Source organism: Maritalea mobilis (assembly GCF_019800885.1).
Classification (GTDB): domain Bacteria; phylum Pseudomonadota; class Alphaproteobacteria; order Rhodobacterales; family Rhodobacteraceae; genus Roseibacterium; species Roseibacterium beibuensis.
In genome coordinates this window covers 805,514-825,176 of sequence record NZ_JAHVKE010000001.1, presented here as the reverse complement: position 1 = coordinate 825,176, position 19,663 = coordinate 805,514, and the positions used below count along the sequence as shown (strand labels likewise).

At 64.6% G+C, this 19,663-nt stretch carries 18 protein-coding genes and 2 tRNA genes; 11 read left to right on the top strand and 9 right to left on the bottom strand.

Translation table 11 applies throughout. The annotated features are described in order from the left end of the window. Positions 1–166 precede the first annotated feature (166 nt). From KUV65_RS04075 to KUV65_RS04060, 4 genes are all read left to right on the top strand, one after another. Positions 167–589: a hypothetical protein gene (locus tag KUV65_RS04075; protein ID WP_222187761.1), complete on the top strand. Its 423-nt coding sequence runs from the start codon at positions 167–169 to the stop codon at positions 587–589. A 925-nt stretch (positions 590–1,514) separates the two neighbouring features. Further along, positions 1,515–1,844 (top strand): hypothetical protein, encoded by a 330-nt coding sequence (locus tag KUV65_RS04070; protein ID WP_222187759.1) that lies wholly within the window; start codon positions 1,515–1,517, stop codon positions 1,842–1,844. Between the two features lie 50 nt (positions 1,845–1,894). Further along, positions 1,895–2,308 (top strand): hypothetical protein, encoded by a 414-nt coding sequence (locus tag KUV65_RS04065; protein ID WP_222187757.1) that lies wholly within the window; start codon positions 1,895–1,897, stop codon positions 2,306–2,308. Positions 2,309–2,386: 78 nt separating this feature from the next. After that, positions 2,387–2,815 carry a hypothetical protein gene (locus KUV65_RS04060; protein WP_222187755.1) on the top strand — a complete coding sequence of 143 codons (429 nt, stop codon included), beginning with the start codon at positions 2,387–2,389 and terminating at the stop codon, positions 2,813–2,815. Between the two features lie 521 nt (positions 2,816–3,336). On the opposite strand, the gene KUV65_RS04055 is transcribed toward KUV65_RS04060, so the two are convergent. From KUV65_RS04055 to KUV65_RS04045, 3 genes are all read right to left on the bottom strand, one after another. Beyond that, on the bottom strand, positions 3,337–5,655 hold the full coding sequence (locus tag KUV65_RS04055) for a DUF6538 domain-containing protein (RefSeq protein WP_222187753.1): 2,319 nt from the start codon (positions 5,653–5,655) through the stop codon (positions 3,337–3,339). A 119-nt stretch (positions 5,656–5,774) separates the two neighbouring features. Then, a tRNA-Asn gene (locus KUV65_RS04050) sits at positions 5,775–5,849 on the bottom strand. A gap of 65 nt (positions 5,850–5,914) precedes the next feature. Next, the gene (locus tag KUV65_RS04045) at positions 5,915–6,841 is read right to left on the bottom strand and encodes an MBL fold metallo-hydrolase (protein WP_222187751.1); all 927 of its coding nucleotides are present in this window, start codon (positions 6,839–6,841) and stop codon (positions 5,915–5,917) included. Here KUV65_RS04045 and KUV65_RS04040 point away from each other — a divergent pair. Continuing rightward, complete coding sequence (locus tag KUV65_RS04040) at positions 6,840–8,153, top strand: ATP-binding protein (protein ID WP_222187750.1); 1,314 nt, start codon at positions 6,840–6,842, stop codon at positions 8,151–8,153. The two genes, KUV65_RS04045 and KUV65_RS04040, sit on opposite strands and share 2 nt — an antisense overlap. Positions 8,154–8,189: 36 nt before the next feature. Here the strand turns inward: KUV65_RS04040 and KUV65_RS04035 are convergent. Beyond that, positions 8,190–8,266: transfer RNA gene (locus KUV65_RS04035), tRNA-Ile, on the bottom strand. Positions 8,267–8,389: 123 nt separating this feature from the next. On the opposite strand from KUV65_RS04035, the gene KUV65_RS04030 reads away from it, so the two are divergent. Beyond that, complete coding sequence (locus tag KUV65_RS04030) at positions 8,390–8,812, top strand: hypothetical protein (protein ID WP_222187749.1); 423 nt, start codon at positions 8,390–8,392, stop codon at positions 8,810–8,812. A gap of 12 nt (positions 8,813–8,824) precedes the next feature. On the opposite strand, the gene KUV65_RS04025 is transcribed toward KUV65_RS04030, so the two are convergent. Beyond that, a complete protein-coding gene (locus tag KUV65_RS04025) occupies positions 8,825–9,790 on the bottom strand; it encodes a hypothetical protein (protein WP_222187748.1) in 966 nt (321 codons plus the stop codon). Positions 9,791–9,926: 136 nt separating this feature from the next. On the opposite strand from KUV65_RS04025, the gene purM reads away from it, so the two are divergent. The 3 genes from purM to rnd all read left to right on the top strand — a co-directional run bounded on the left by purM (position 9,927) and on the right by rnd (position 12,817). Then, positions 9,927–10,976 carry a phosphoribosylformylglycinamidine cyclo-ligase gene (purM, locus tag KUV65_RS04020; protein WP_222187747.1) on the top strand — a complete coding sequence of 350 codons (1,050 nt, stop codon included), beginning with the start codon at positions 9,927–9,929 and terminating at the stop codon, positions 10,974–10,976. Beyond that, positions 10,973–11,578, top strand: coding sequence for a phosphoribosylglycinamide formyltransferase (purN, locus tag KUV65_RS04015; RefSeq protein WP_308124507.1), 606 nt, complete (start codon positions 10,973–10,975; stop codon positions 11,576–11,578). The genes purM and purN overlap by 4 nt, the downstream gene beginning before the upstream one ends. A 78-nt stretch (positions 11,579–11,656) precedes the next feature. After that, positions 11,657–12,817, top strand: coding sequence for a ribonuclease D (gene rnd / locus KUV65_RS04010; protein WP_222187746.1), 1,161 nt, complete (start codon positions 11,657–11,659; stop codon positions 12,815–12,817). Positions 12,818–12,823: 6 nt separating this feature from the next. Here the strand turns inward: rnd and KUV65_RS04005 are convergent, their stop codons facing one another. Next, on the bottom strand, positions 12,824–13,273 hold the full coding sequence (locus tag KUV65_RS04005; protein ID WP_222187745.1) for a hypothetical protein: 450 nt from the start codon (positions 13,271–13,273) through the stop codon (positions 12,824–12,826). Between the two features lie 123 nt (positions 13,274–13,396). On the opposite strand from KUV65_RS04005, the gene KUV65_RS04000 reads away from it, so the two are divergent. Further along, on the top strand, positions 13,397–13,825 hold the full coding sequence (locus tag KUV65_RS04000) for a SufE family protein (protein ID WP_222187744.1): 429 nt from the start codon (positions 13,397–13,399) through the stop codon (positions 13,823–13,825). A gap of 76 nt (positions 13,826–13,901) precedes the next feature. On the opposite strand, the gene gltA is transcribed toward KUV65_RS04000, so the two are convergent. Both gltA and gltX read right to left on the bottom strand, forming a co-directional pair. Further along, a complete protein-coding gene (gene gltA, locus KUV65_RS03995; RefSeq protein ID WP_222187743.1) occupies positions 13,902–15,194 on the bottom strand; it encodes a citrate synthase in 1,293 nt (430 codons plus the stop codon). 106 nt (positions 15,195–15,300) lie between these two features. Beyond that, on the bottom strand, positions 15,301–16,719 hold the full coding sequence (gltX, locus tag KUV65_RS03990) for a glutamate--tRNA ligase (RefSeq protein WP_222187741.1): 1,419 nt from the start codon (positions 16,717–16,719) through the stop codon (positions 15,301–15,303). 105 nt (positions 16,720–16,824) lie between these two features. Between gltX and KUV65_RS03985 the strand changes: the two genes are divergently transcribed. After that, the gene (locus tag KUV65_RS03985) at positions 16,825–18,954 is read left to right on the top strand and encodes a ComEC/Rec2 family competence protein (RefSeq protein ID WP_222187740.1); all 2,130 of its coding nucleotides are present in this window, start codon (positions 16,825–16,827) and stop codon (positions 18,952–18,954) included. 11 nt (positions 18,955–18,965) lie between these two features. Here the strand turns inward: KUV65_RS03985 and lexA are convergent, their stop codons facing one another. After that, positions 18,966–19,655: a transcriptional repressor LexA gene (gene lexA, locus KUV65_RS03980; protein WP_222187739.1), complete on the bottom strand. Its 690-nt coding sequence runs from the start codon at positions 19,653–19,655 to the stop codon at positions 18,966–18,968. Positions 19,656–19,663 lie beyond the last annotated feature (8 nt).

Genomic DNA, 19,663 nt, shown 5'->3' with positions numbered 1-19,663 from the left:
CGGTGTGATCAGGAAATCGGTCGATCGATTTTTCGGCGGAAACGGCAGAAAGTGGAATCTTGCGGCGGTGTTTTTCTACGTATGCGGCGTCATTCTCAACAATCCGCCACGCAAGGGCGACTTCGTTTCATGGCGGTTCGGCGAATAGCTCAGCCGTGAAAACGACGTGACCTGGCGTGCGGGCTGGGAACAGGAGAAATCAGGACGCGAGACGGAAACCGGGGCGATGTGGCCGGAGATTTGCGACATCCTGGATGAGTGGATTCTCGGCGGCCGCCCCGAACGCCTCGTTCACCTGCGCTACAACGAGCTTGTTGGGCGGAATTGGCTGTCTTTCGATGACACCGAGCCCTATCGCAACCTCCCGACCGAGCTGACGAAGGCCGCAATTGGGGTTCCGTCCCACGATCTGAGGACACTCGCCGCAGATTACCTGCGGCTTCATGATCCAGCACATGCCGCGGATGTCATCGCCACGCACCTCGGGCATGGCGACCGCAAGTCGACCGAGGCCTACCGCGCCGAGTGTGGCGCGGCGGCCTCGCAGGCAATCTGGCAAGAAGTACGCGCGGTCATTGCCCAGCGCTGAAACGGTGATTGATGTCGAGTGTTCAGCACGACCGAAGCCGCATCTGTCATGCCCCCTCATGGGGGGATGTTGCATGTTCAGCACGGCCGAAGCCGCATCTGTCCTGACCCCTCATGGGGGGATGTTGCATGTTCAGCACGGCCGAAGCCGCGACTGTCGTGCCCCCTCATGGGGGAAGTAGCATGTTCAGAACGGCCGAAGCCGCATCTGTCGTGACCCCTCATGGGGGATGTTGCATGTTCAGCACGGCCGAAGCCGCATCTGTCCTGACCCCTCATGGGGGAATGTAGCATGTTCAGCACGGCCGAAGCCGCGACTGTCGTGCCCCCTCATGGGGGAAGTAGCATGTTCAGAACGGCCGAAGCCGCATCTGTCGTGACCCCTCATGGGGGGATGTTGCATGTTCAGCACGGCCGAAGCCGCATCTGTCGTGACCCCTCATGGGGGGATGTTGCATGTTCAGCACGGCCGAAGCCGCATCTGTCCTGACCCCTCATGGGGGGATGTTGCATGTTCAGCACGACCGAAGCCGCATCTGTCATGCCCCCTCATGGGGGGATGTTGCATGTTCAGAACGGCCGAAGCCGCGACTGTCGTGACCCCTCATGGGGGATGTTGCAAGTTCAGCACGGCCGAAGCCGCGACTGTCGTGACCCCTCATGGGGGGATGTAGCATGTTCAGCACGGCCGAAGCCGCATCTGTCATGACCCCTCATGGGGGATTTTGCATTTTCAGTCGGGCCAAAGCGGCGACTGTCCTGACCCCTCATGGGGGGTAAGCGAAGCACGAGCGATATGATGCGATGCAGATCTGCGAAACACCTCGGCTCGTTGGCCCCGCTACAGGAGAAATGGTTCTCTTCGGCCATTCACAAAATCGAAAAGCCGAAAAAAGTGAAAAAATGGCCCGCGGCGGATAACATTGATGTCCCGCCCTCCGGATAACGTCGCCAGCCCCCTGGATGGGAGCATCGCAAACATTCATGATCTCCAGCCATTTGGCAACTTCGTCTCGGAGATCCACCGCCCCCTCATCAGCCCAGGTTGCTATGCGCGCAGAAGAAAGGTCGGGGCGCCGTTCGACCAGCTCTTGGCGCCGCTTGCCTGTAACCGTCGTTCCCGGATGCAAGTGCATCTCGGCCACGGTCTGTGCCTCGTGCCCTTTGGCCGCTTCCTGCTGCGCGCTCCTCTTGATGAGAGCGCGCAGCAGGGAAGCGGGCTCAACGAAAGGGTCTTCGCCTGTGAAGCCCTTTAACGCGGAAAGGAGGAGACCTGTTTCTGACGCTGCCGATGGGGCAGCATTCCTTGGAGATCAAGATGCAGAAATTTCCGAAAACCAATGGACATGGCACAGCACTGAACAGGGATGTTGTTGCGCGAACCCGCCGGTTTCTCAACGAATACGGGTCTGCACTTCAGACTTGTGCCGCCGCCCTTGGAGGAGACCGGTGGCAACGCCGCGCATTGGCGCTGTGTGAAGCGGTCAAAGGCGGATCCCTCTCAAGCAAATCCTGCCTCAAGGAACTCAATGCTTTGCTCGCACTTCTCAGCCTCGAGCGGGTGGGGCAGCTTGAGCCGGACGAATGCGGTTACTTCGGGCTTGTCGAGCCGGACGACCCGCGTGTCCATGATCTGTGCCTTATGTCAGATCGATTGGAAGACTTCGTCCAGTCGTTGGAGGCATCGGACGAAATCGTGCAAGCATCCATGGCGGCGTGATTTCTCGGCCCCTGCCACGACAGGGGCCGCTTCTGACGAGTTGGCGAAGTGTCAGCTCAGCACAGAAAGGGTTATTCCGTGCACCATATCGATGACCAAAACCTCGAGACAATCGTCGCCGCCGCGCATCACCGAAAAAGAATGTTCGTGGATGCGGTGCGCCTGATCGCACCTGGCTCGGCCGCAGAGCAATCGACAACAATGCGATGCCTCACCGACCTCGAAAATGGCGATCTTCTCCGGGAGAGCGTCAGCGGCGCGATCGCGGCCCTCAGTGACATCATCTCAGCCGAATTGGCAACAGAGCGTCACGGCCACAGACGGGTGTTCGATGGCCACTACGATCCGGAACTCGGTGCGGTCGGCGATGTGATTGATCTGCCGATCCTCACGGAAAGAGGGGAAGAGCTTGATCGATTGATGGGCTTGCTGCGGGATTTCGAAAATGCCCGAAACTATGCCCTGGACCGCCTGCGCGCTGAACAATCGATCCGGCGACACCTCTGAGCGCAGAAATAATATAGGCTTTCGGCACGGGCGCTATCAGCGCCCGTGTCAATAAACAGCCGGCGCCTCCTGCTGACGGCCCCGGAACACCGCAAATGCTTCCGACAATCAGTACGATGACGGTCTTCGAACTTTTTCCGACACATGGCGGATGGACGCCTCGGTCGGCAACCCGCTTTCAATCCGTCATGTCGGCTTGGGCGCCTGTGCGACGCTGTCCGTGTCGACAACACAGGCATGTTCAGGCGAATTGTCTCGGTGACCCTGTGCCGGCGGATGGGTGATAAAGCCGCCGCGATCTTCTCCAATTCTGGACTTCACCCCGCAGATCTGTTGGACTCCGACACGGCAAGGCAGTCGTCTTGACCGCCGGCAGCACCGCGATGATCACACAGGAGTACGTTTTCCTCCTGTCCGACACTGTCATCAGGATGCTGTCCTGGGGGCAGCGCGATGTCTCGGCATTGCACCGGACTGGAGGGACCCGGTGACCATCCTTCTGACCGCAGATGACCTTGTGCCTATCCGACGACCCGGAGCCCGTGCTCCTTCGCGCGGGCATTGACGACCGCGCCTGGGGTGTCGAAGGGCCGCCTGATCATCGAAATGTCAACATCAACGGATTTCATCCGCTCCGCGAGCGTCTTGATCCCAAGATTTTGCCCGTAGGAGCGGTCGCCTTCGTCGGTGTAGGTGTGCCCCATGAGGCGACACCGAATGGCGTCCGATTTATCATCCCCCAGAAGGTCATGGTGAAAAGTCGTACGCAAGGCGTGGAAATCGAGGCCCGGCCAGTAGCAATCATTGGTCTTGCGATAGTATTGGAACTTCTTTGTAAAATTCGCGGAGAACGTGCCTTTCTGCTTCCCCCGAGTGATGGATGGGAACAGCCGGATATGGCCTTTTTCCCTGCGCAAAGCGACCAGTTTCAGAAGTCCAAGGTCAATCAGATGCGGATGGATCGGCAGGGTCCGCGCGCTGCTGAGGGTCTTGACGCCATTGATGATGGTATGGCGAATGCTCAAATAGGGAATTCCATTGTCGGTTCCGAAATCATCCGGTCCAAGCTGCAGGATTTCTTCCATCCTCATCCCCTGGTGCCGCGCGATGAGCGGTGCCCAGAACAGCGGTTCGCCGATATCCTTGAGGGGCTCCTGGTAAATGCGGGAGTTCCATAGCGCGTTGATCCGATCGTCCCACGCCTGGCGTTTGCGTCCGCCCTCGGTGCTTTTCAACTCCCTCACGTCCTGGTTCGTCCAATTGCAGACAGCGAAGGGGTTTTGATCGACAAGCTGCATGTCCATGAGCATCCGACCGACGTTGCCCAAGACGCGACCATGGTTGATGTAGGTCGTAATCGAGATGCGCGGCGTGTGTCTTGCAAGGCGCAATTTGTCGATCTCCTCCGCACTGGCACCGCGGGCGACCGCAGTCTCGATGTCTCGCTCGAGTTGGGCATCCTTTGCATCAGCTTTTTCGATCAACTCGATCAGGCTGTATTTGCCGCGATCCTTTTCGGATCGACCATGGTGGGCCGGCACGCCCCAAAAGCGCTCGAGGCCATCGTTGACATCATCAACCGCGATTTCATCGACAGGATCATCGCCAAAAATGGCTGGCCAGAAGTCTTTGGCGAGGCGGTACTTGCCGAGGTAGTTCTGACCAAGTCGATCTTCGAGCATCGCGTTCTTCAGGTCGTCTGACACTTTCCGTCGCTTTTGGTGATTGTCGAACGGCGGGCGGTAGCCCCAGCTGAGCAGCTCGAAATAAAGCTCGATCGCCTCCGACGTGGTGATGCCGCGAGGCTTGTCCAAAGCCGCCCGCGACGCCTCCGACAGCAGCGTCCGATCGACCAGGATCCGCGGCGGGCGGGCTGCGACGCGCGCCTCCTGCCAGCGCGCGTCATCGTATCCTTCGGGGCGGTCGAGCCCAGCCGGCACAACCACCCTGGCCGCGGATGTGGTGGGGCGCGGAACCGGCGCGCCAACGGATGGTGCGGGCCGCGATGGCGTGGCGTGTTGCGATGGAGACACACGCGGCTGCGGAGCCGCTGGGTGCGCGACCGGCGGCGCCCCGCAGGTTTCCGTCTCAAACATGGTCGGAGCCGGCGCCGCTTGCGCCGCCGGGGCTTGCTCGGTCGCGAATGCGGCGGGCGTATACATGGGCGGTGCAGCCATCACGCGGTGCGGCACGGAGGCCGGGTCCGCCGTGTGGATTGCACGGCGGAAAAACACGGTTGGCTGGTCATAGTGGCCTTGCTGGCGGCGGGTCCGCTCCTGGCTTACGTCGAGCAGAACCTTCGTCGCCTCGTAGGCGAGGGCAGGCCAGTCCTCGTCCGCCTCGTCCAGCTTGACCCCAAGACGCTCCGCCACATGCCGCAGCGGGCGCTGCGCCACTTCCCGGTCGCCAAGATAGAGCGCCTGGCGCAAGGTCGCCTGGAGGGCCTCTTCCCGCTGAAGGTCCATCGCGGCCACCTCGGGGCTGCGCCATCCGGCGGCCGCCCGCGCACGCTCGAAGGCCTCGATCTCGAAGCGGGCGAGGGTTTCGAGCAACGTCGCTTGAATGTCGGCCGCAATCGCCATCGTGGTCTCCGCACCTGCGGCGAAGACGAGGTCGCTCATCTCGGTGAGGCGGCGGGCCAGGGTCTTCGCGTCGGCCGGGACATGGGTGCGAAGGGAAAAACACAGGAACATCTTTTTCGATGCGGGGCAGGGTTTTTTCCCAGAGCTGTCGTCGACGGTCTCGCCGCAGCCTCTCAGGGAGCGGGGAAGGCGTCTGCGCCAGTAATAGCCGGTCCGGCGGGTTTCGAGATGGGGCGGCAGGCGCCGATTCCGGGGCATGGACATGCCCTCCTGTGCACAGGTTGTGCACTGCCGGGTGCACACAATGTGCACCTCATCGAACGAGCTCCGATTCCGGATCTCGGAAATCCTTAGATTTCAGTCGCTTGCTTGATTTTTGGCTCCGGCGGTAGGGATCGAACCTACGACCAATTGATTAACAGTCAACTGCTCTACCGCTGAGCTACGCCGGAACTGGCGGTGCGTATAGCAAGACAGTTTTTGCCCGTCCAGAGGGGTTGGCGAGAAAAAATGACTGTTACGCCCGGGCAATGCGAAAGCGCATGCCCGGGTGCGGAGGGTCGAGCGCCTCGACCTCCGTTTGTTCAAGCATATCAATGAGATGAGCCAGGACATTGCGGGCGGCGGCCGGGATCAGCTCGGGGGCGATATCGTCGTAGATGCGGCGCGCGAGCGTGGTGGCATCGGCCGTTTCAAGCTCCGACAGCGCCGCGTGGATCTGGGTTTCGCGGTTGCGCCGGTGGGCCAGCAACTCTTGTGCGCGGTCCTGGGGCCGGGGCACCGGATCGCCATGGCCGGGGTAGTAGATGCGGTCATCGCGCGCGGCCAGCCGAGAGACCGAGTCCATGAAGGCCGTCATGTCGCCATCGGGCGGCGACACGAGCGAGGTGGACCACCCCATGATCAGGTCCCCCGAGAACAGGGCGCCGTTCCACGCGAAACTAAGGTGGTTCGCCATGTGGCCCGGCGTTTCCAGCACGTCGATCTTGCCCCAACGCCCAACGACAGTCGCGCCCTCGCGGATAAAATCGTCCGGTGTAAAATCGGGATCGACACCTTCGCCACCGCCGATCTCTCCGGTCCTGGCGAGTTCCTTCATGATCGCTCGCCGCCCCCAATCCGAGGGACCGGCTGCAAGAATCGGGGCGCCCGTGGCGCGAGCAAGATCGCGGGCAAGGCCGGAATGATCCTTGTGCGAATGGGTGACGAGGATGGTGGAAATGCGCTCTCCCTCGTCAAGGGCGCCGAGGATGGCCTCCAGATGCTCGGGCAGGGCAGGGCCTGGGTCGATCACCGCCACCTCTCCGGTCCCGAGGAGGTAGGTGTTCGTGCCCTTGAAGGTCATCGGCGAGGGGTTGGGGGCGAGGATCAGTCGCAAATCGTCCTCCAGCCGCATCGGTCTGCCCCTTTCCATCGCATCGGTCGCGCGTTTAGATGCCGTCATGTCGCCCTTCTCCTGGATCAAGCGTTTCCTGCCCCGCGGTCTTTATGGCCGGGCGGCGCTGATCCTGGTCGTCCCCGTTCTCGGGGTGCAGCTTGTCGTGTCGTCGGTCTTCATTCAACGCCATTACGAGAATGTCACCGAACAGATGGCCCGGGCATTGGCTTTGGACATGAACCTGGTGCTGGAGCGTTTTGCCTCGGGCGGCGACGCCGCCGGGCGTGCGACGGCCGAGGCGCTTGAGATCGAATTGACCATCCCGCCGCAGTCAGAGCCAGGGGACCGTCGGCTGTTCTACGACCTCTCTGGTGTGGTGATGATCGACGTGATGCGGTCGAACGTGCCGGGCGTCACGGCTGTCGATCTCGTCAATATCGACGATGACGCGACGATCTCGGTCGCTGCGGGGGCAGGGCACCCGGCCATGGACATGACCGTCAGCCGCCGGCGTGTCTCGGCGTCCAACCCGCACCAGCTTCTCGTGATCATGGGGTTCACCGGCATTTTCATGACGGCCCTGGCCTATCTCTTCCTGCGCAACCAGCTGCGCCCGATCCGGCGTCTGGCCAAGGCGGCCGAGGCCTTCGGCAAGGGGCGGCGGGTCGAGTACCGACCGGCGGGCGCGACCGAGGTGCGCAGCGCGGGGCGCGCCTTTCTCGACATGCGCAACCGGATCGAGAACCAGATCGAACAGCGCACGCTGATGCTGTCAGGGGTCAGCCACGATCTGCGCACGCCGCTGACCCGGATGCGTCTCGGGCTGAGCATGATGGAGGACGAGCAGGGCGCAGCCGATCTCATTCGCGATGTCGAGGAGATGGAGGTCCTTCTCAACACTTTCCTCGATTTCGCGCGAGGCGAGGCCCTGGATGATCCGGTCGAGACGGATGTCGTCGCGCTGGCCAACCGGGTGGTGGACAATGCAAAGCGGGCAGGGGGGCAGGTCACCTACGATGGACCCGAACGCGGCGATCAGGTCTTGATGCGCCCGGATGCGGTGCATCGCGCCCTGACCAACCTGATCGGAAACGCACTGAGATACGGGGACAGGGCGGTACTCTCCCTGACACTGCTGGAGGGAGCCCTGCGCTTTACCATAGAAGATGACGGGCCCGGCATCCCGCCCGAGGATCGCGCGGCGGCCGTCCGGCCCTTCACACGGCTCGATTCAGCCCGCAACCAGGACCGCGGTACGGGCGTGGGCCTCGGTCTTGCCATCGCGACCGACATCGCCCGGCGTCACGGTGGAACCTTGCGACTGGGCGAAAGCGCGCGTCTGGGGGGCTTGCGGGTCGATCTGGTGCTGCCGCGGTAGCGGGGCGACGGGGCGGGCAGGGGCGCCGTGCGCCCATGGTAGGCCCGGAGGGACTTGAACCCCCAACCAAGGCGTTATGAGCGCCCTGCTCTAACCAATTGAGCTACAGGCCCGCCAGCCAGACGCTTAGCAGACCGCCCACGCCCGTCAAGCCATGTGCTGGATCGCGCGCTTGCCCGCATGCGGCCCGTGGCCTATTCCCGGTGTCAGGACTGTTCCGAACCCCCGGTGACTGCATGCCGTCTCTGACATCTCTTGGTCTTCGCTACCTCGTTTGGCTCGTCGGTTTGCGGCTGGTCTTCGCGGCACTGGTGGCTTTCGCGGGGCTGCCGAACTCGCTGGCCGCGGGCGTGATCCTTGCCTCGGTTCCGGCCGTGGATATCGGCATGCGCGCAGCACGGACGGCCGACCGGCTTCTGTCGTTGAAAGACTGGGCGGCTGTCTGGGGCGTGATGATCGGGCCGTACCTTGTGCTGAACGTCGTGGTGCCCGCCGTGCTCATCCCAGAGGTGCGGCAGATGCTGTCCGAGCCGCAGGGGCTTGGGAATACCTTCTTCCTGGCCGCATCGACCGGGCTGATGCTGGCGCTGTTCCTGTCCATCGGCAAGCGGGCGGCCGGTGCCTCCGCGCCGGGAAACGGGGGCAACCGGACGCCGTGACCGTGCCAGAGGTCAGGCGGCCTCGCGACGCGGGAGCGGGTTGGCGAATTCCGGCAGATACTGCTTCATCCGCTTGCGCTTGATGTGCGGGAAAAAGGTCTGCGCGAACTGCTCGATGCCATCGGGCCCGATCAGGGCATGCAACTCCGCAAGCGCATTGCGGGCGTGGTCGGCGTGCTGCCAGAGAACCCCGATATTGTGGTAGTGTACGATGTCGGCGGCGCTCGCAGGTGCGGCGCCGAAGGCCTGGATGTTGAAGTTCATCCGTTGCGCCAGCTTCTTGACCGGAGCTTCGATCTTGTAGCCCAGGATCGGTAGGGCCAGTTGATCGATAAAGGTGCGGTCCGCCACGGCGTCTCCGGCCTTCTCCAGCAACAGGGACGCATCAAGCCAGCTGCGCCCGATCCCCGTCGGATCGCCATTCGCATCGGCCTCGCGGAAGATGACCAGTCCCGCGTTGAAATAGGGCAGGGTGGTCAGGCGGCGGCCGCCGCGCAACCGGACACGCTGCTCGGGCAGGTCAAGGCCGAAAAGGGCGTAATGCGCCCGCCAGCTGTCCGCGTCGGTGCCGGGGCTTGCATAGTCCGAGACGCTGGCCGCGATCTGAGCCCGCCCAAGCTCCCTTGCGAAATCCACGGGCCGCGCCAGAACCATGTCGGTATCCATGAAGACCGAGATCTCGCAGTCCCGCTCATCCGCAGCCGCCAATAGCTTGTTTCCTTGCGGGTAGGGCGCTGACCACGGCAGGTGCCCGAGATGGGTGTGCGGGATCTCGCGCAGGGAAATGCCCGAGCGCTCCAGAACCTCGGCGGTCAGGGGATTGATCTTGTCGATATAGTCGCTGCGGACATAGGACACCGCGCGCTGGCTGCGCGCATCGAGATGCGCCTTGAGCGTCGGGGCCAACAGGCAGGCCTGAGCCTCCAGACGCGGACCATCGACCACGAAAAATACTTCGACTCCCGCGGAGTTCGCCATGCTGCCTGCCTCGATTGTTTTCTTTTCGTGAAAGAATCGACGAGAATTGTGTCGAAATTGGGGCAGGGTCCCACGCCGCATGGACGAACGCGCAAGGCCCTGCTAGGGGCCTGCCAGGAAATATGGAGGCGCTGACATGGGCGATCGCAAACCGGGCCTGACCTATGCCGAGGCAGGGGTCGATATCGATGCAGGCAACGCGTTGGTCGATGCCATCAAGCCCGCCGCAGCGGCGACACGGCGGCCCGGCGTGGTCGATGGGCTTGGCGGGTTCGGGGCGCTCTTCGACCTCAAGGCCGCAGGCTACGGCGATCCGGTGCTGGTCGCCGCGACCGACGGCGTGGGCACCAAGCTCAAGATCGCAATCGAGACCGAGGCCTTCGACACGATCGGGATCGACCTTGTCGCGATGTGCGTCAACGACCTCGTCTGCCAGGGGGCGGAACCGCTGTTCTTCCTCGACTATTTCGCGACCGGCAAGCTGGAGGTTGGGGCCGCGGCCCGGATCGTGACCGGCATCGCCGAGGGGTGTCGCCTGTCTGGCTGCGCCCTGATCGGTGGGGAGACGGCCGAGATGCCGGGCATGTATGCGCCGGGGGATTTCGACCTTGCGGGCTTTGCCGTGGGCGCGATGGAGCGCGGACAGGGCCTGCCGGCTGGTGTGGCCGAGGGCGACGTGCTTCTGGGGCTGGCCTCGGACGGGGTGCATTCGAACGGCTATTCGCTGGTGCGCAAGGTGGTGGACCGCTCCGGCCTCGATTGGCAGGCGCCGGCCCCTTTCGCTTCGGAGCAAAGCCTCGGCACAGCCCTTCTGACGCCCACGCGGCTTTACGTGAAGCCGGTCCTTGCAGCCGTTCGCGCGGGCGGTGTGCATGCGCTGGCTCACATCACCGGCGGCGGCCTGACCGAGAACCTGCCCCGTGTTCTGCCCGAGGGGCTGGGGGCCGAGATCGACCTGTCCTCCTGGACCTTGCCGCCGGTTTTCGCATGGCTGGCCGCCGAAGGCGCGCTGGAAACGCCGGAACTGCTCAAGACCTTCAATGCCGGGATCGGCATGGTTCTGAGCGTTGCCGCCGACCGCGCCGATGCGGTCGCAGACCTCCTGTCCTCCGAGGGCGAAACGGTCTGCCGGATCGGGCAGGTGGTTGCCGGGCAGGGCGTGCGCTACTCCGGGGCGCTTTCGTGACGAAACGCGTCGCGATCCTGATTTCCGGCGGCGGGTCCAACATGGTGGCCCTTGCGCGCTCCATGACCGGGGATCACCCGGCGCGTCCCTGCCTTGTCCTTGCCAATGACCCGGAGGCCGGTGGCCTGACGAAAGCCGCCGAAATGGGTATCCCGACAGCGGCCGTCGATCATCGCCCCTTCGGCAAGGATCGCGCGGCCTTCGAGGCAGCGCTGTCCGAGGCCATTACCCCGCACGCCCCTGACATCCTTTGCCTTGCCGGGTTCATGCGGGTTCTGACCGAAGGTTTCGTCAGCCAGTGGCAGGGAAGGATGCTGAACATTCACCCCTCGCTCCTGCCGAAATATCGCGGGCTGCATACCCATGCCCGCGCGATCGAGGCGGGCGATGCCGAGGCGGGATGCACGGTGCACGAGGTGACGCCGGCGCTCGATGATGGCCCCATCCTCGGGCAGGCGCGGGTGCCGATCCTGCCCGGTGACACGCCCGACGACCTCGCCGCCCGAGTGCTGGAACAGGAACATCTGCTCTATCCCGCCGTGCTGCGCCGCTTCGCTGCCGGGGATCGCCGCCCGATCTTCCTGCCGGAACCGGCGGGCTAGGGCGCACCCTCTCTTTTCTTTCCTCGACCGCTCGCCTATCACCGCGAGATGCCAAGATGTGCCATGAACGGATGACCCGTGCCTGAGACCCTGACCACCACCGACGCGCTGGCCGCCTTTTGCGCCCGCGCCGCCCACGCCCCCTACGTCACCGTCGATACCGAGTTCCTGCGCGAACGCACCTATTTCGCGCAGCTGTGCCTCGTGCAACTGGCCCTGCCGGGCGAGGATGACAGCGATGCGGTTCTGGTGGACCCGCTGGCCGACGGCATGGATCTTGCCCCGCTTTACGAGCTGTTTCGCAACCCCAGCGTCGTAAAGGTGTTTCACGCCGCGCGGCAGGACCTCGAGATTTTCCATGTCGAGGGCGATGTGGTGCCCGCGCCGCTTTTCGATACGCAGGTCGCGGCGATGGTCTGCGGTTTCGGTGACCAGGTCGGCTACGAGACACTGGTGCGCAAGATCGCCAAGGCGAGCCTCGACAAGTCGTCCCGCTTTACCGACTGGTCGCGCCGCCCGCTCAGCGATGCGCAGAAAACCTATGCGCTGGCCGATGTGACCCACCTGCGCCAGATCTATGAATACCTGTCCGACCGCCTCAAGACATCCGGCCGTACCCATTGGCTGGAAGAGGAACTGGCCAGCCTGACCGATGCCGAGAATTACGTGGTGGAGCCGGAGAACGCGTGGAAGCGTCTGAGACTACGCTCCTCCTCTCCGAAACTCTTGGCCGTCGCCAAGGAACTGGCCGCCTATCGGGAGCGGACCGCGCAGGAAAAGAACATTCCGCGCAACCGCATCCTCAAGGATGATGCGCTGATGGAACTGGCCTCGACCAAGCCGAGATCGGTGCAGGACCTGTCGAAATCCCGCCTGCTGCTGCGCGATGCGCGCAAGGGGGCGATTGCCGAGGGGCTGGTCGCCGCCGTCAAGCGCGGGCTGGAGATGAAGCCTGAGGACATGCCGAAACTGCCCAAGGCGCGTGACCGATCGGGCCTCAACCCGGCCCTTGCCGACCTGTTGCGCGTCCTTCTGAAAGCCAAGGCGGAAGAGGCCGGCGTGGCGGCCAAGCTGATCGCCTCCTCCTCGGATCTCGACGACATCGCCAATGGCGAGCATGACGGGATCTGGGCCACCGGCTGGCGCCGCGAGGTGTTCGGCGAAGACGCCCTGCGCCTGTTGCGGGGCGAGGTCGCGCTGTCCGCCGTCGGTCAGAAGGTCAAGATCGTTCCGGTCTAGGCGGGTTTAGCGGCGGGTGACCGACCGACGGTTGGCCTGCCCGATCACCAGGATGGACCGCACGCCTTCGAGGTCGCCGCGCCCGAGTGCGGTGGCGGCGATGATTTCGCGGGTGGCCGGGCTCCCGGTGGGTTGCGGCGTGTCGGGCGGGGCGGCGCGGAATTCAAAGATCAGGGTGCCGTCTTCGCGGCCGGCAGGCACCAGTTCAGCCTGCCAGTAGCCTTGGGTGGGCACCACCCCGGTGGCGCGCGCGATGGCCCCCGATGTCGTAGCCTCGACGCTGAGGGCGATGACCTCGGTCACCAGCGGGCGCGGATCGGAGGAGGTGACCTCTTCGCCTTCGACGACACGCACGCGTTCCTCCTCGTCGCCCCCGAACCAGTTCATCGGGTTGAGGCGGCTTCCACAGGCCGACAGCGAAACGATCAGCGACAGGACGACAAGGGCGCGCAGCATGGGGCAATCTCCGGGCTTCGATTGCGGCGATGTCTATCCGATTGGCCCTGCGATGAAAAGCGCCACTGGACTGTCGCGGCCAGCCCGCCTACCTCAGGGGCGTAGCAGCGAAAGGGGCAGATCATGGCGACCGAAGCCTTCGAAGAGATCGCGGAGACGTTCGACTTCCTCGAAGATTGGGAAGAGCGCTACCGCCATGTCATCGAGATGGGCAAGGCAATGCCCGCGCTGGATGACGCGGTGAAGGTGCCCGCGACCAAGGTCGAGGGCTGCGCCAGCCAGGTCTGGATCTTGCCCCGGATCGAGGGCGAGGGGGCTGATGCGACCTTCGATTTCGAAGGTGACAGCGACGCCATCATCGTGCGCGGCCTGATCGCCATTCTGCACGCCCTTTACGCAGGCCTCACGGCTGCCGAGGTGCTGAAGGTCGACGCGCAGGCCGAGCTGGGGCGGCTGGGTCTGGATGAGCACCTCTCGTCACAACGCTCGAACGGGGTGCGGGCGATGATCGGACGGATTCGCGACCTGGCAGCAGAGCGTGCCGCCGCTTGAAGATCGCGCCATAAGCTTTTGAAACAAAAAGGCCGCCCGAAACGGGGCGGCCTTTTCGATTGCATCTGTCGCGCTGTCAGCGGTTCTCGATCTCGACATAGTCGCGATAGGTTTCGCCGGTATAAAGCTGGCGCGGACGACCGATTTTCATCGCCGGATCGGTCAGCTGTTCCTTCCACTGGCTGACCCAGCCCACGGTGCGGCTGACCGCGAAAATCGGCGTGAACATCGAGGTCGGGAAGCCCATCGCCTCGAGGATGATGCCCGAGTAGAAATCGACGTTGGGGAACAGCTTCTTCTCGGCGAAATACGGATCTTCCAGCGCCTGCTTTTCCAGTTCCTTGGCGACCTGGAGGATCGGGTTGTTCTCGATGCCCAGAAGGTCCAGCACCTCGTCGGCCGATTCCTTCATCACTTTCGCGCGCGGGTCGTGGTTCTTGTAGACCCGGTGCCCAAAGCCCATCAGGCGGAACGGATCGTTCTTGTCCTTGGCGCGTGCGATGAACTCGGGGATGCGGTCGGGGCTGCCGATTTCCTTCAGCATTTCGAGGCAGGCCTGGTTCGCCCCGCCATGCGCCGGGCCCCAGAGGCAGGCGATACCGGCCGCGATGCAAGCGAACGGGTTCGCGCCCGAAGACGAGGCCAGACGTACCGTCGAGGTCGAGGCGTTCTGCTCGTGGTCGGCATGCAGCGTGAAGATGCGGTCCATCGCGCGGCTGAGGATCGGGTCGACCTTGTATTCCTCGGCAGGCACCGCAAAGCACATGCGCAGGAAGTTCGACGCGTAGTCCAGATCGTTGCGCGGATAAACGAAGGGCTGGCCGATCGTGTATTTATAGGCCCAGGCCGCGATGGTCGGCATCTTGGCGATCAGGCGATGCGAGGCGATCTCGCGCTGGCGCGGATCGTTGATATCGGTCGAGTCGTGGTAGAAGGCCGACATCGCGCCAACCACGCCCACCATGACCGCCATCGGGTGGGCATCGCGGCGGAACCCGCGGAAGAAGTTGCCCATTTGCTCGTGGATCATCGTGTGATGCGTGATCGTGGTCTCGAACTTTTCCAGTTCGGCCGCGCTCGGCAGATCGCCGTAAAGCAGCAGGTAGCAGACCTCCAGGAAATGCGATTTCTCGGCCAGCTGGTCGATCGGGTAGCCCCGGTGCAGCAGCTCGCCCTTGTCGCCGTCGATGAAGGTGATCTTGCTTTCGCAGGACGAGGTCGAGGTAAAGCCGGGGTCATGCGTGAAGACGCCCGCCTGCGCGTACAGCTTGCCGATATCGACCACGTCCGGCCCTGCACTGGGCGAGCGCACCTGCATCTCGTAGGTGTTGCCGTCGATGGTCAGTGTCGCGGTTCTGTTTTCTGACATTGTCGTCCCTTCTCCAACTGAACTGCCGCGGGCTGCGCCGCAAGCAGGGGGGTCGGGGTCGGACGCTCCGGTCACGGACCCCACGCTGAGTGTGCGACCCCCCGCGTCACTCGGGGCGGGAGGCGGCGTCCGTCAGGCGGGCGATGGTTTCGTCCCGACCGATGACGAGCATCATGTCGAACACGCTGGGGGTGACACTCCGCCCCGCAAGGGCCGCCCGAAGGGGGCCTGCGAGCTTGCCGAACTTCACCCCGTGGGTGTCCGCGGCGGCGTTAAGCGTGGTCTCCAACGTCTCTCGCGTCCAGCTAACATTCTGCAACTGCGCAGTCAATTCTCGCAGTATACCACGGGATACAGGGTCAAGCGCCTTGGTGGCCTTCTCATCGGGCTCGATGGGGCGTGACGCGAGGACAAACTCTGCCTTTTCAATGAGATCGGGCAAGGACTTCGCGCGTTCTTTCAGGCAGAACATCGCGTCGGACAATCCGTCTTTCTGCGATTGCGAAAGCGGCTCGTTCTGCGTCAGCGCAAGGAACCGCTCCACTTCGCTTACAATTTCATCATCCGCCATCCGCGCGATGTGCCACCCGGCGACATTCTCAAGTTTTTTCATGTCGAGCCGGGCCGGAGACTTGCCGATTCCCGACAGGTCGAACCATTCGGTCGCTTGCGCGTCGGTGAACAATTCGTCATCGCCATGCGACCAGCCGAGGCGGGCGAGGTAATTGCGCATCGCGGCGGGCGGGTAGCCCATCTGCGCGTATTCCATCACGCCGAGGGCCCCGTGACGCTTGGACAATTTCTTGCCGTCGGGGCCGTGAATCAGCGGGATATGCGCCCAGACCGGCTCGGCCCAGCCCATTGCGTGGTAGATCTGCGCCTGCCGGGCCGCGTTGTTCAGGTGGTCGTCGCCGCGAATGGCATGGGTCACGCCCATGTCGTGATCGTCCACAACCACGGCCAGCATGTAGGTCGGCGTCCCGTCCGAGCGCAGCAGCACCATGTCGTCCAGCTGTGCGTTCTTCACAGTTACGCTGCCCTGCACCGCGTCCTCGATCACCGTCTCGCCGTCGCGCGGGGCCTTCAGGCGCACCACGTAAGGCTGGCCGGCCGGATGGTCCGCCTCCGCTGCGTCGCGCCACGGGCTGAGGAACAGGGTCGAGCGCCCCTCGGCCTTGGCCGCATCGCGAAAGGCCTGGATTTCCTCCTGCGTCGCAAAACACTTGTAGGCGTGACCCGCAGCCAGCATCTCCTGCGCGACCTCCGCGTGACGCTCATGGCGCGCGAACTGGCTGATCACCGGCCCGTCATGGTCGAGCCCAAGCCATTCCAACCCGTCAAGGATGGCCTGCGTCGCCTCGGGCGTCGACCGGGCGCGGTCCGTGTCTTCGATCCGCAGCAGGAACTTGCCGCCGCGTCCGCGCGCATAGAGCCAGTTGAACAGCGCGGTGCGCGCGCCGCCGATATGCAGGAAGCCGGTGGGCGAGGGGGCGAAACGGGTAACGACGGTGTCGTGATCGGCCATGTGATCCCTTCCGGGCGCGCATCCAGGCGCCCGCGTTAACCAGTTGGAAACCTTGTCTTGGCTAGACAGGGGGGACTTACTCGACTGCGATGGAGGGGTGCAAGGGTGCGCGCGTGGCCGATCCTCGCCGCCGTGAACGCGGTGCAGCAGGGCCAGCGCGGGGCGCTGATGCCCTGGTCACCCGTCGCGCTGGCGCTCGGCGTCGCGATCTATTTTGCCCTGCCTGTCGAACCGACGGCCAATGCCTACCTGGCTGCTGCCCTTGTGGCCGTCCTTGGCATGGCGCTCGTCGTCGTTCGGCGCGAGGCGTTCGGGCCTTTCGGCTTCGCCCTGATGCTGGTTGCGGCGGGCCTGTTGCTGGCCGGGGCGCGGGCCCATTCCGTCGCCGGTCCGGTCCTCGATTTCCGCTATTACGGGCCGATCGAAGGCCGCGTCGTCGGCATAGACCGCTCCGCCTCGGACGCGTTGCGCCTGACACTTGCCGATGTCTGCCTCGAGGACATGCGGCCCGAGCGGGTTCCGCGCCGCGTCCGCGTCGCGCTCCATGGCGATCAACGCTGGCTGGACCCGGCGCCGGGGATGCGGGTCATGATGACCGGGCATCTCTCGCCGCCCTCCGGCCCGGCCGAACCCGGTGGCTTCGATTTCCAGCGTCACGCGTGGTTCCTGTCGCTCGGGGCGGTCGGCTACACGCGCACGCCGGTCCTTCTGGCGGCGCCGCGCCCGCCTGGAGAGGCGCCGCTGTTCCATCTCCGCATGCAGCTCAGCGCAGCCATCCGTGCGCAGATCGACGGTCAGCCGGGCGCCTTCGCCGCCGCCGTTCTGACCGGCGATCGTTCGGGCCTCGAAGCAAGTCCGGTCGAGGACATGCGCGCCGCCAATATCGCGCATCTTCTGGCCATTTCGGGTCTGCACATGGGGCTTTTGACCGGGTTCGTCTACGCGGCCTTGCGCGCCGTTCTCGCCCTGATCCCGGCACTGGCCTTGCGCTACCCGATCCGAAAATGGGCGGCGGTCGCGGCGCTTGCTTCCGGCGCTTTTTACCTTGCGCTTTCCGGGGGAAACGTCGCGACCGAACGCGCCTTCATCCAGGTGGGCGTGATGTTCGTGGCGGTTCTGCTGGATCGGCGCGCGGTGACGCTCCGGTCCGTGGCCATCGCGGCGCTGATCGTTCTGGCGCACCGGCCCGAGACGCTGATGTCGCCGGGGTTCCAGATGTCCTTCGCCGCGACGACGGCGCTGGTGGCCGTATTCAACGCGCTGCGCGGGGTGGAGGGGATGACCGCGTGGCCGAAATGGGCGCGGTGGGTGGCGGCGCTGGTGCTCTCCTCCGCCGTGGCGGGGCTGGCGACCGCGCCCTTCGCGGCCGCGCATTTCAACCGGATCGCGGTCTACGGGCTGGCGGCGAACCTGTTGACGGTGCCGGTGATGGGCAGCCTGATCATCCCGGCGGCGGTCGTCGCCGCGCTTCTCTGGCCAGCCGGGGGGGCGCCGCTTGCCTTTGCCGTGATGGAGCCAGGGCTGACATGGATCCTGTCGGTGGCCGCGCGCATCGCGGCCATGCAGGGTGCGACGCGCGCCGTGGTCACGCCGCCCGCAGGCGTCCTTGGCCTGATCAGCCTGGGCGCGCTTTGGGTGATCCTGTGGCAGGGGCGGGCGCGCTGGCTGGGCCTTTTCCCGGCGCTGCTGGCCTTTGCGCTGTGGACGGGCGCGTCCCGCCCGCAGGTGCTGATCTCTGACACCGGGCGGTTGGTCGGCGTGATGACAGAGGCGGGCCGGGCCCTGTCCCGATCCCGGGGCGACGGGTTCGTTGCGGGGATCTGGCTGGAGAATGACGGCGATCTCGCCGATCAGGAGGCGGCCCATGCGCGCGACGGATGGCGGCCTGAGGGGGCCGGCATGTCGATGGTGGTGGAGGGCGTGCGCCTCTGGCATGGATCGGGGCGCCGGGCCTTGCCGGATGCGGTAGCGGCCTGCGCGACCCATGACGTGATCGTCCTGTCCGAACCCGCGGAAGAGGCGGACCCGCCGCTGACCTCCGCGATCCTGCCCGTTTGGCAAAACCACCCGCCCGGCATGGCACGTGCCTCGGGCCTGCCGCCGCAGTGCCAGGTGATCGACGCACCACTCCTGCGCCGAACCGGGGCCATCACCCTGTCCATCGCGGCGGGCGATGTCTCAATTGAAACAACCTCCGCCCGGCAGGGGCAGAGGCTGTGGTCATCCAGGCCGTAAGGGCCGGTCGATCAGTAGGTGCGGATCAGGCCCACCAGTTTGCCCTGAACGGCCACCTGGTCCTCTCGCAGCACGCGGGTTTCATAGGCGGGGTTGGCCGCCTCAAGGGCGATCATGCCGCCGCTGCGCCGGAACCGTTTGAGCGTCGCTTCGTGCCCTTCGACGAGGGCGACGACGATATCGCCATTGTCCACGGCAGAGCTTTCCTCGATCACGACGATGTCGCCGTCGTTGATCCCCGCTTCGATCATCGAGTCGCCCCGCACTTCGAGGGCATAGTGGCTGCGGCCCGAACTCAGCATCTGTTGCGGGACAGCGACATGCGCCGCGACCTCGCTGATCGCCTCGATCGGGGTGCCAGCGGCGATCCGGCCCATCACGGGCAGATCGGTCGCCGTGGCCGCGACGGGCATCGCGCCTGAGGGCGGCGGCGCATCGGGGCGGTCGCCATCGATCACGCGCGGGGTAAACCCGCCGCTTTCCATCGCCTCTGGCATTTTCACGATCTCGATCGCGCGCGCCCGGTGGGCGAGGCGGCGGATGAAACCGCGTTCTTCCAAAGCGGTGATCAGCCGGTGAATGCCCGATTTCGAGCGCAGATCCAGCGCCTCTTTCATCTCGTCGAAGGACGGGGGCACCCCGTCGCGCTGCACCCGCTTGTGGATGAATTCCAGAAGGTCGCGCTGTTTGCGTGTCAGCATGATCCAGC

Bases quoted from the DNA above. Each gene is read 5' to 3' on its own strand.
- KUV65_RS04070 (WP_222187759.1), top strand. From the start codon at position 1,515: ATGTCCCGCCCTCCGGATAACGTCGCCAGCCCCCTGGATGGGAGCATC.
- KUV65_RS04055 (WP_222187753.1), bottom strand. From the start codon at position 5,655: ATGCCCCGGAATCGGCGCCTGCCGCCCCATCTCGAAACCCGCCGGACC.
- KUV65_RS04040 (WP_222187750.1), top strand. From the start codon at position 6,840: ATGTCGCCCTTCTCCTGGATCAAGCGTTTCCTGCCCCGCGGTCTTTAT.
- KUV65_RS04045 (WP_222187751.1), bottom strand. From the start codon at position 6,841: ATGACGGCATCTAAACGCGCGACCGATGCGATGGAAAGGGGCAGACCG.
- KUV65_RS04030 (WP_222187749.1), top strand. From the start codon at position 8,390: ATGCCGTCTCTGACATCTCTTGGTCTTCGCTACCTCGTTTGGCTCGTC.
- KUV65_RS04025 (WP_222187748.1), bottom strand. From the start codon at position 9,790: ATGGCGAACTCCGCGGGAGTCGAAGTATTTTTCGTGGTCGATGGTCCG.
- purM (WP_222187747.1), top strand. From the start codon at position 9,927: ATGGGCGATCGCAAACCGGGCCTGACCTATGCCGAGGCAGGGGTCGAT.
- KUV65_RS04005 (WP_222187745.1), bottom strand. From the start codon at position 13,273: ATGCTGCGCGCCCTTGTCGTCCTGTCGCTGATCGTTTCGCTGTCGGCC.
- KUV65_RS04000 (WP_222187744.1), top strand. From the start codon at position 13,397: ATGGCGACCGAAGCCTTCGAAGAGATCGCGGAGACGTTCGACTTCCTC.
- gltA (WP_222187743.1), bottom strand. From the start codon at position 15,194: ATGTCAGAAAACAGAACCGCGACACTGACCATCGACGGCAACACCTAC.
- gltX (WP_222187741.1), bottom strand. From the start codon at position 16,719: ATGGCCGATCACGACACCGTCGTTACCCGTTTCGCCCCCTCGCCCACC.
- lexA (WP_222187739.1), bottom strand. From the start codon at position 19,655: ATGCTGACACGCAAACAGCGCGACCTTCTGGAATTCATCCACAAGCGG.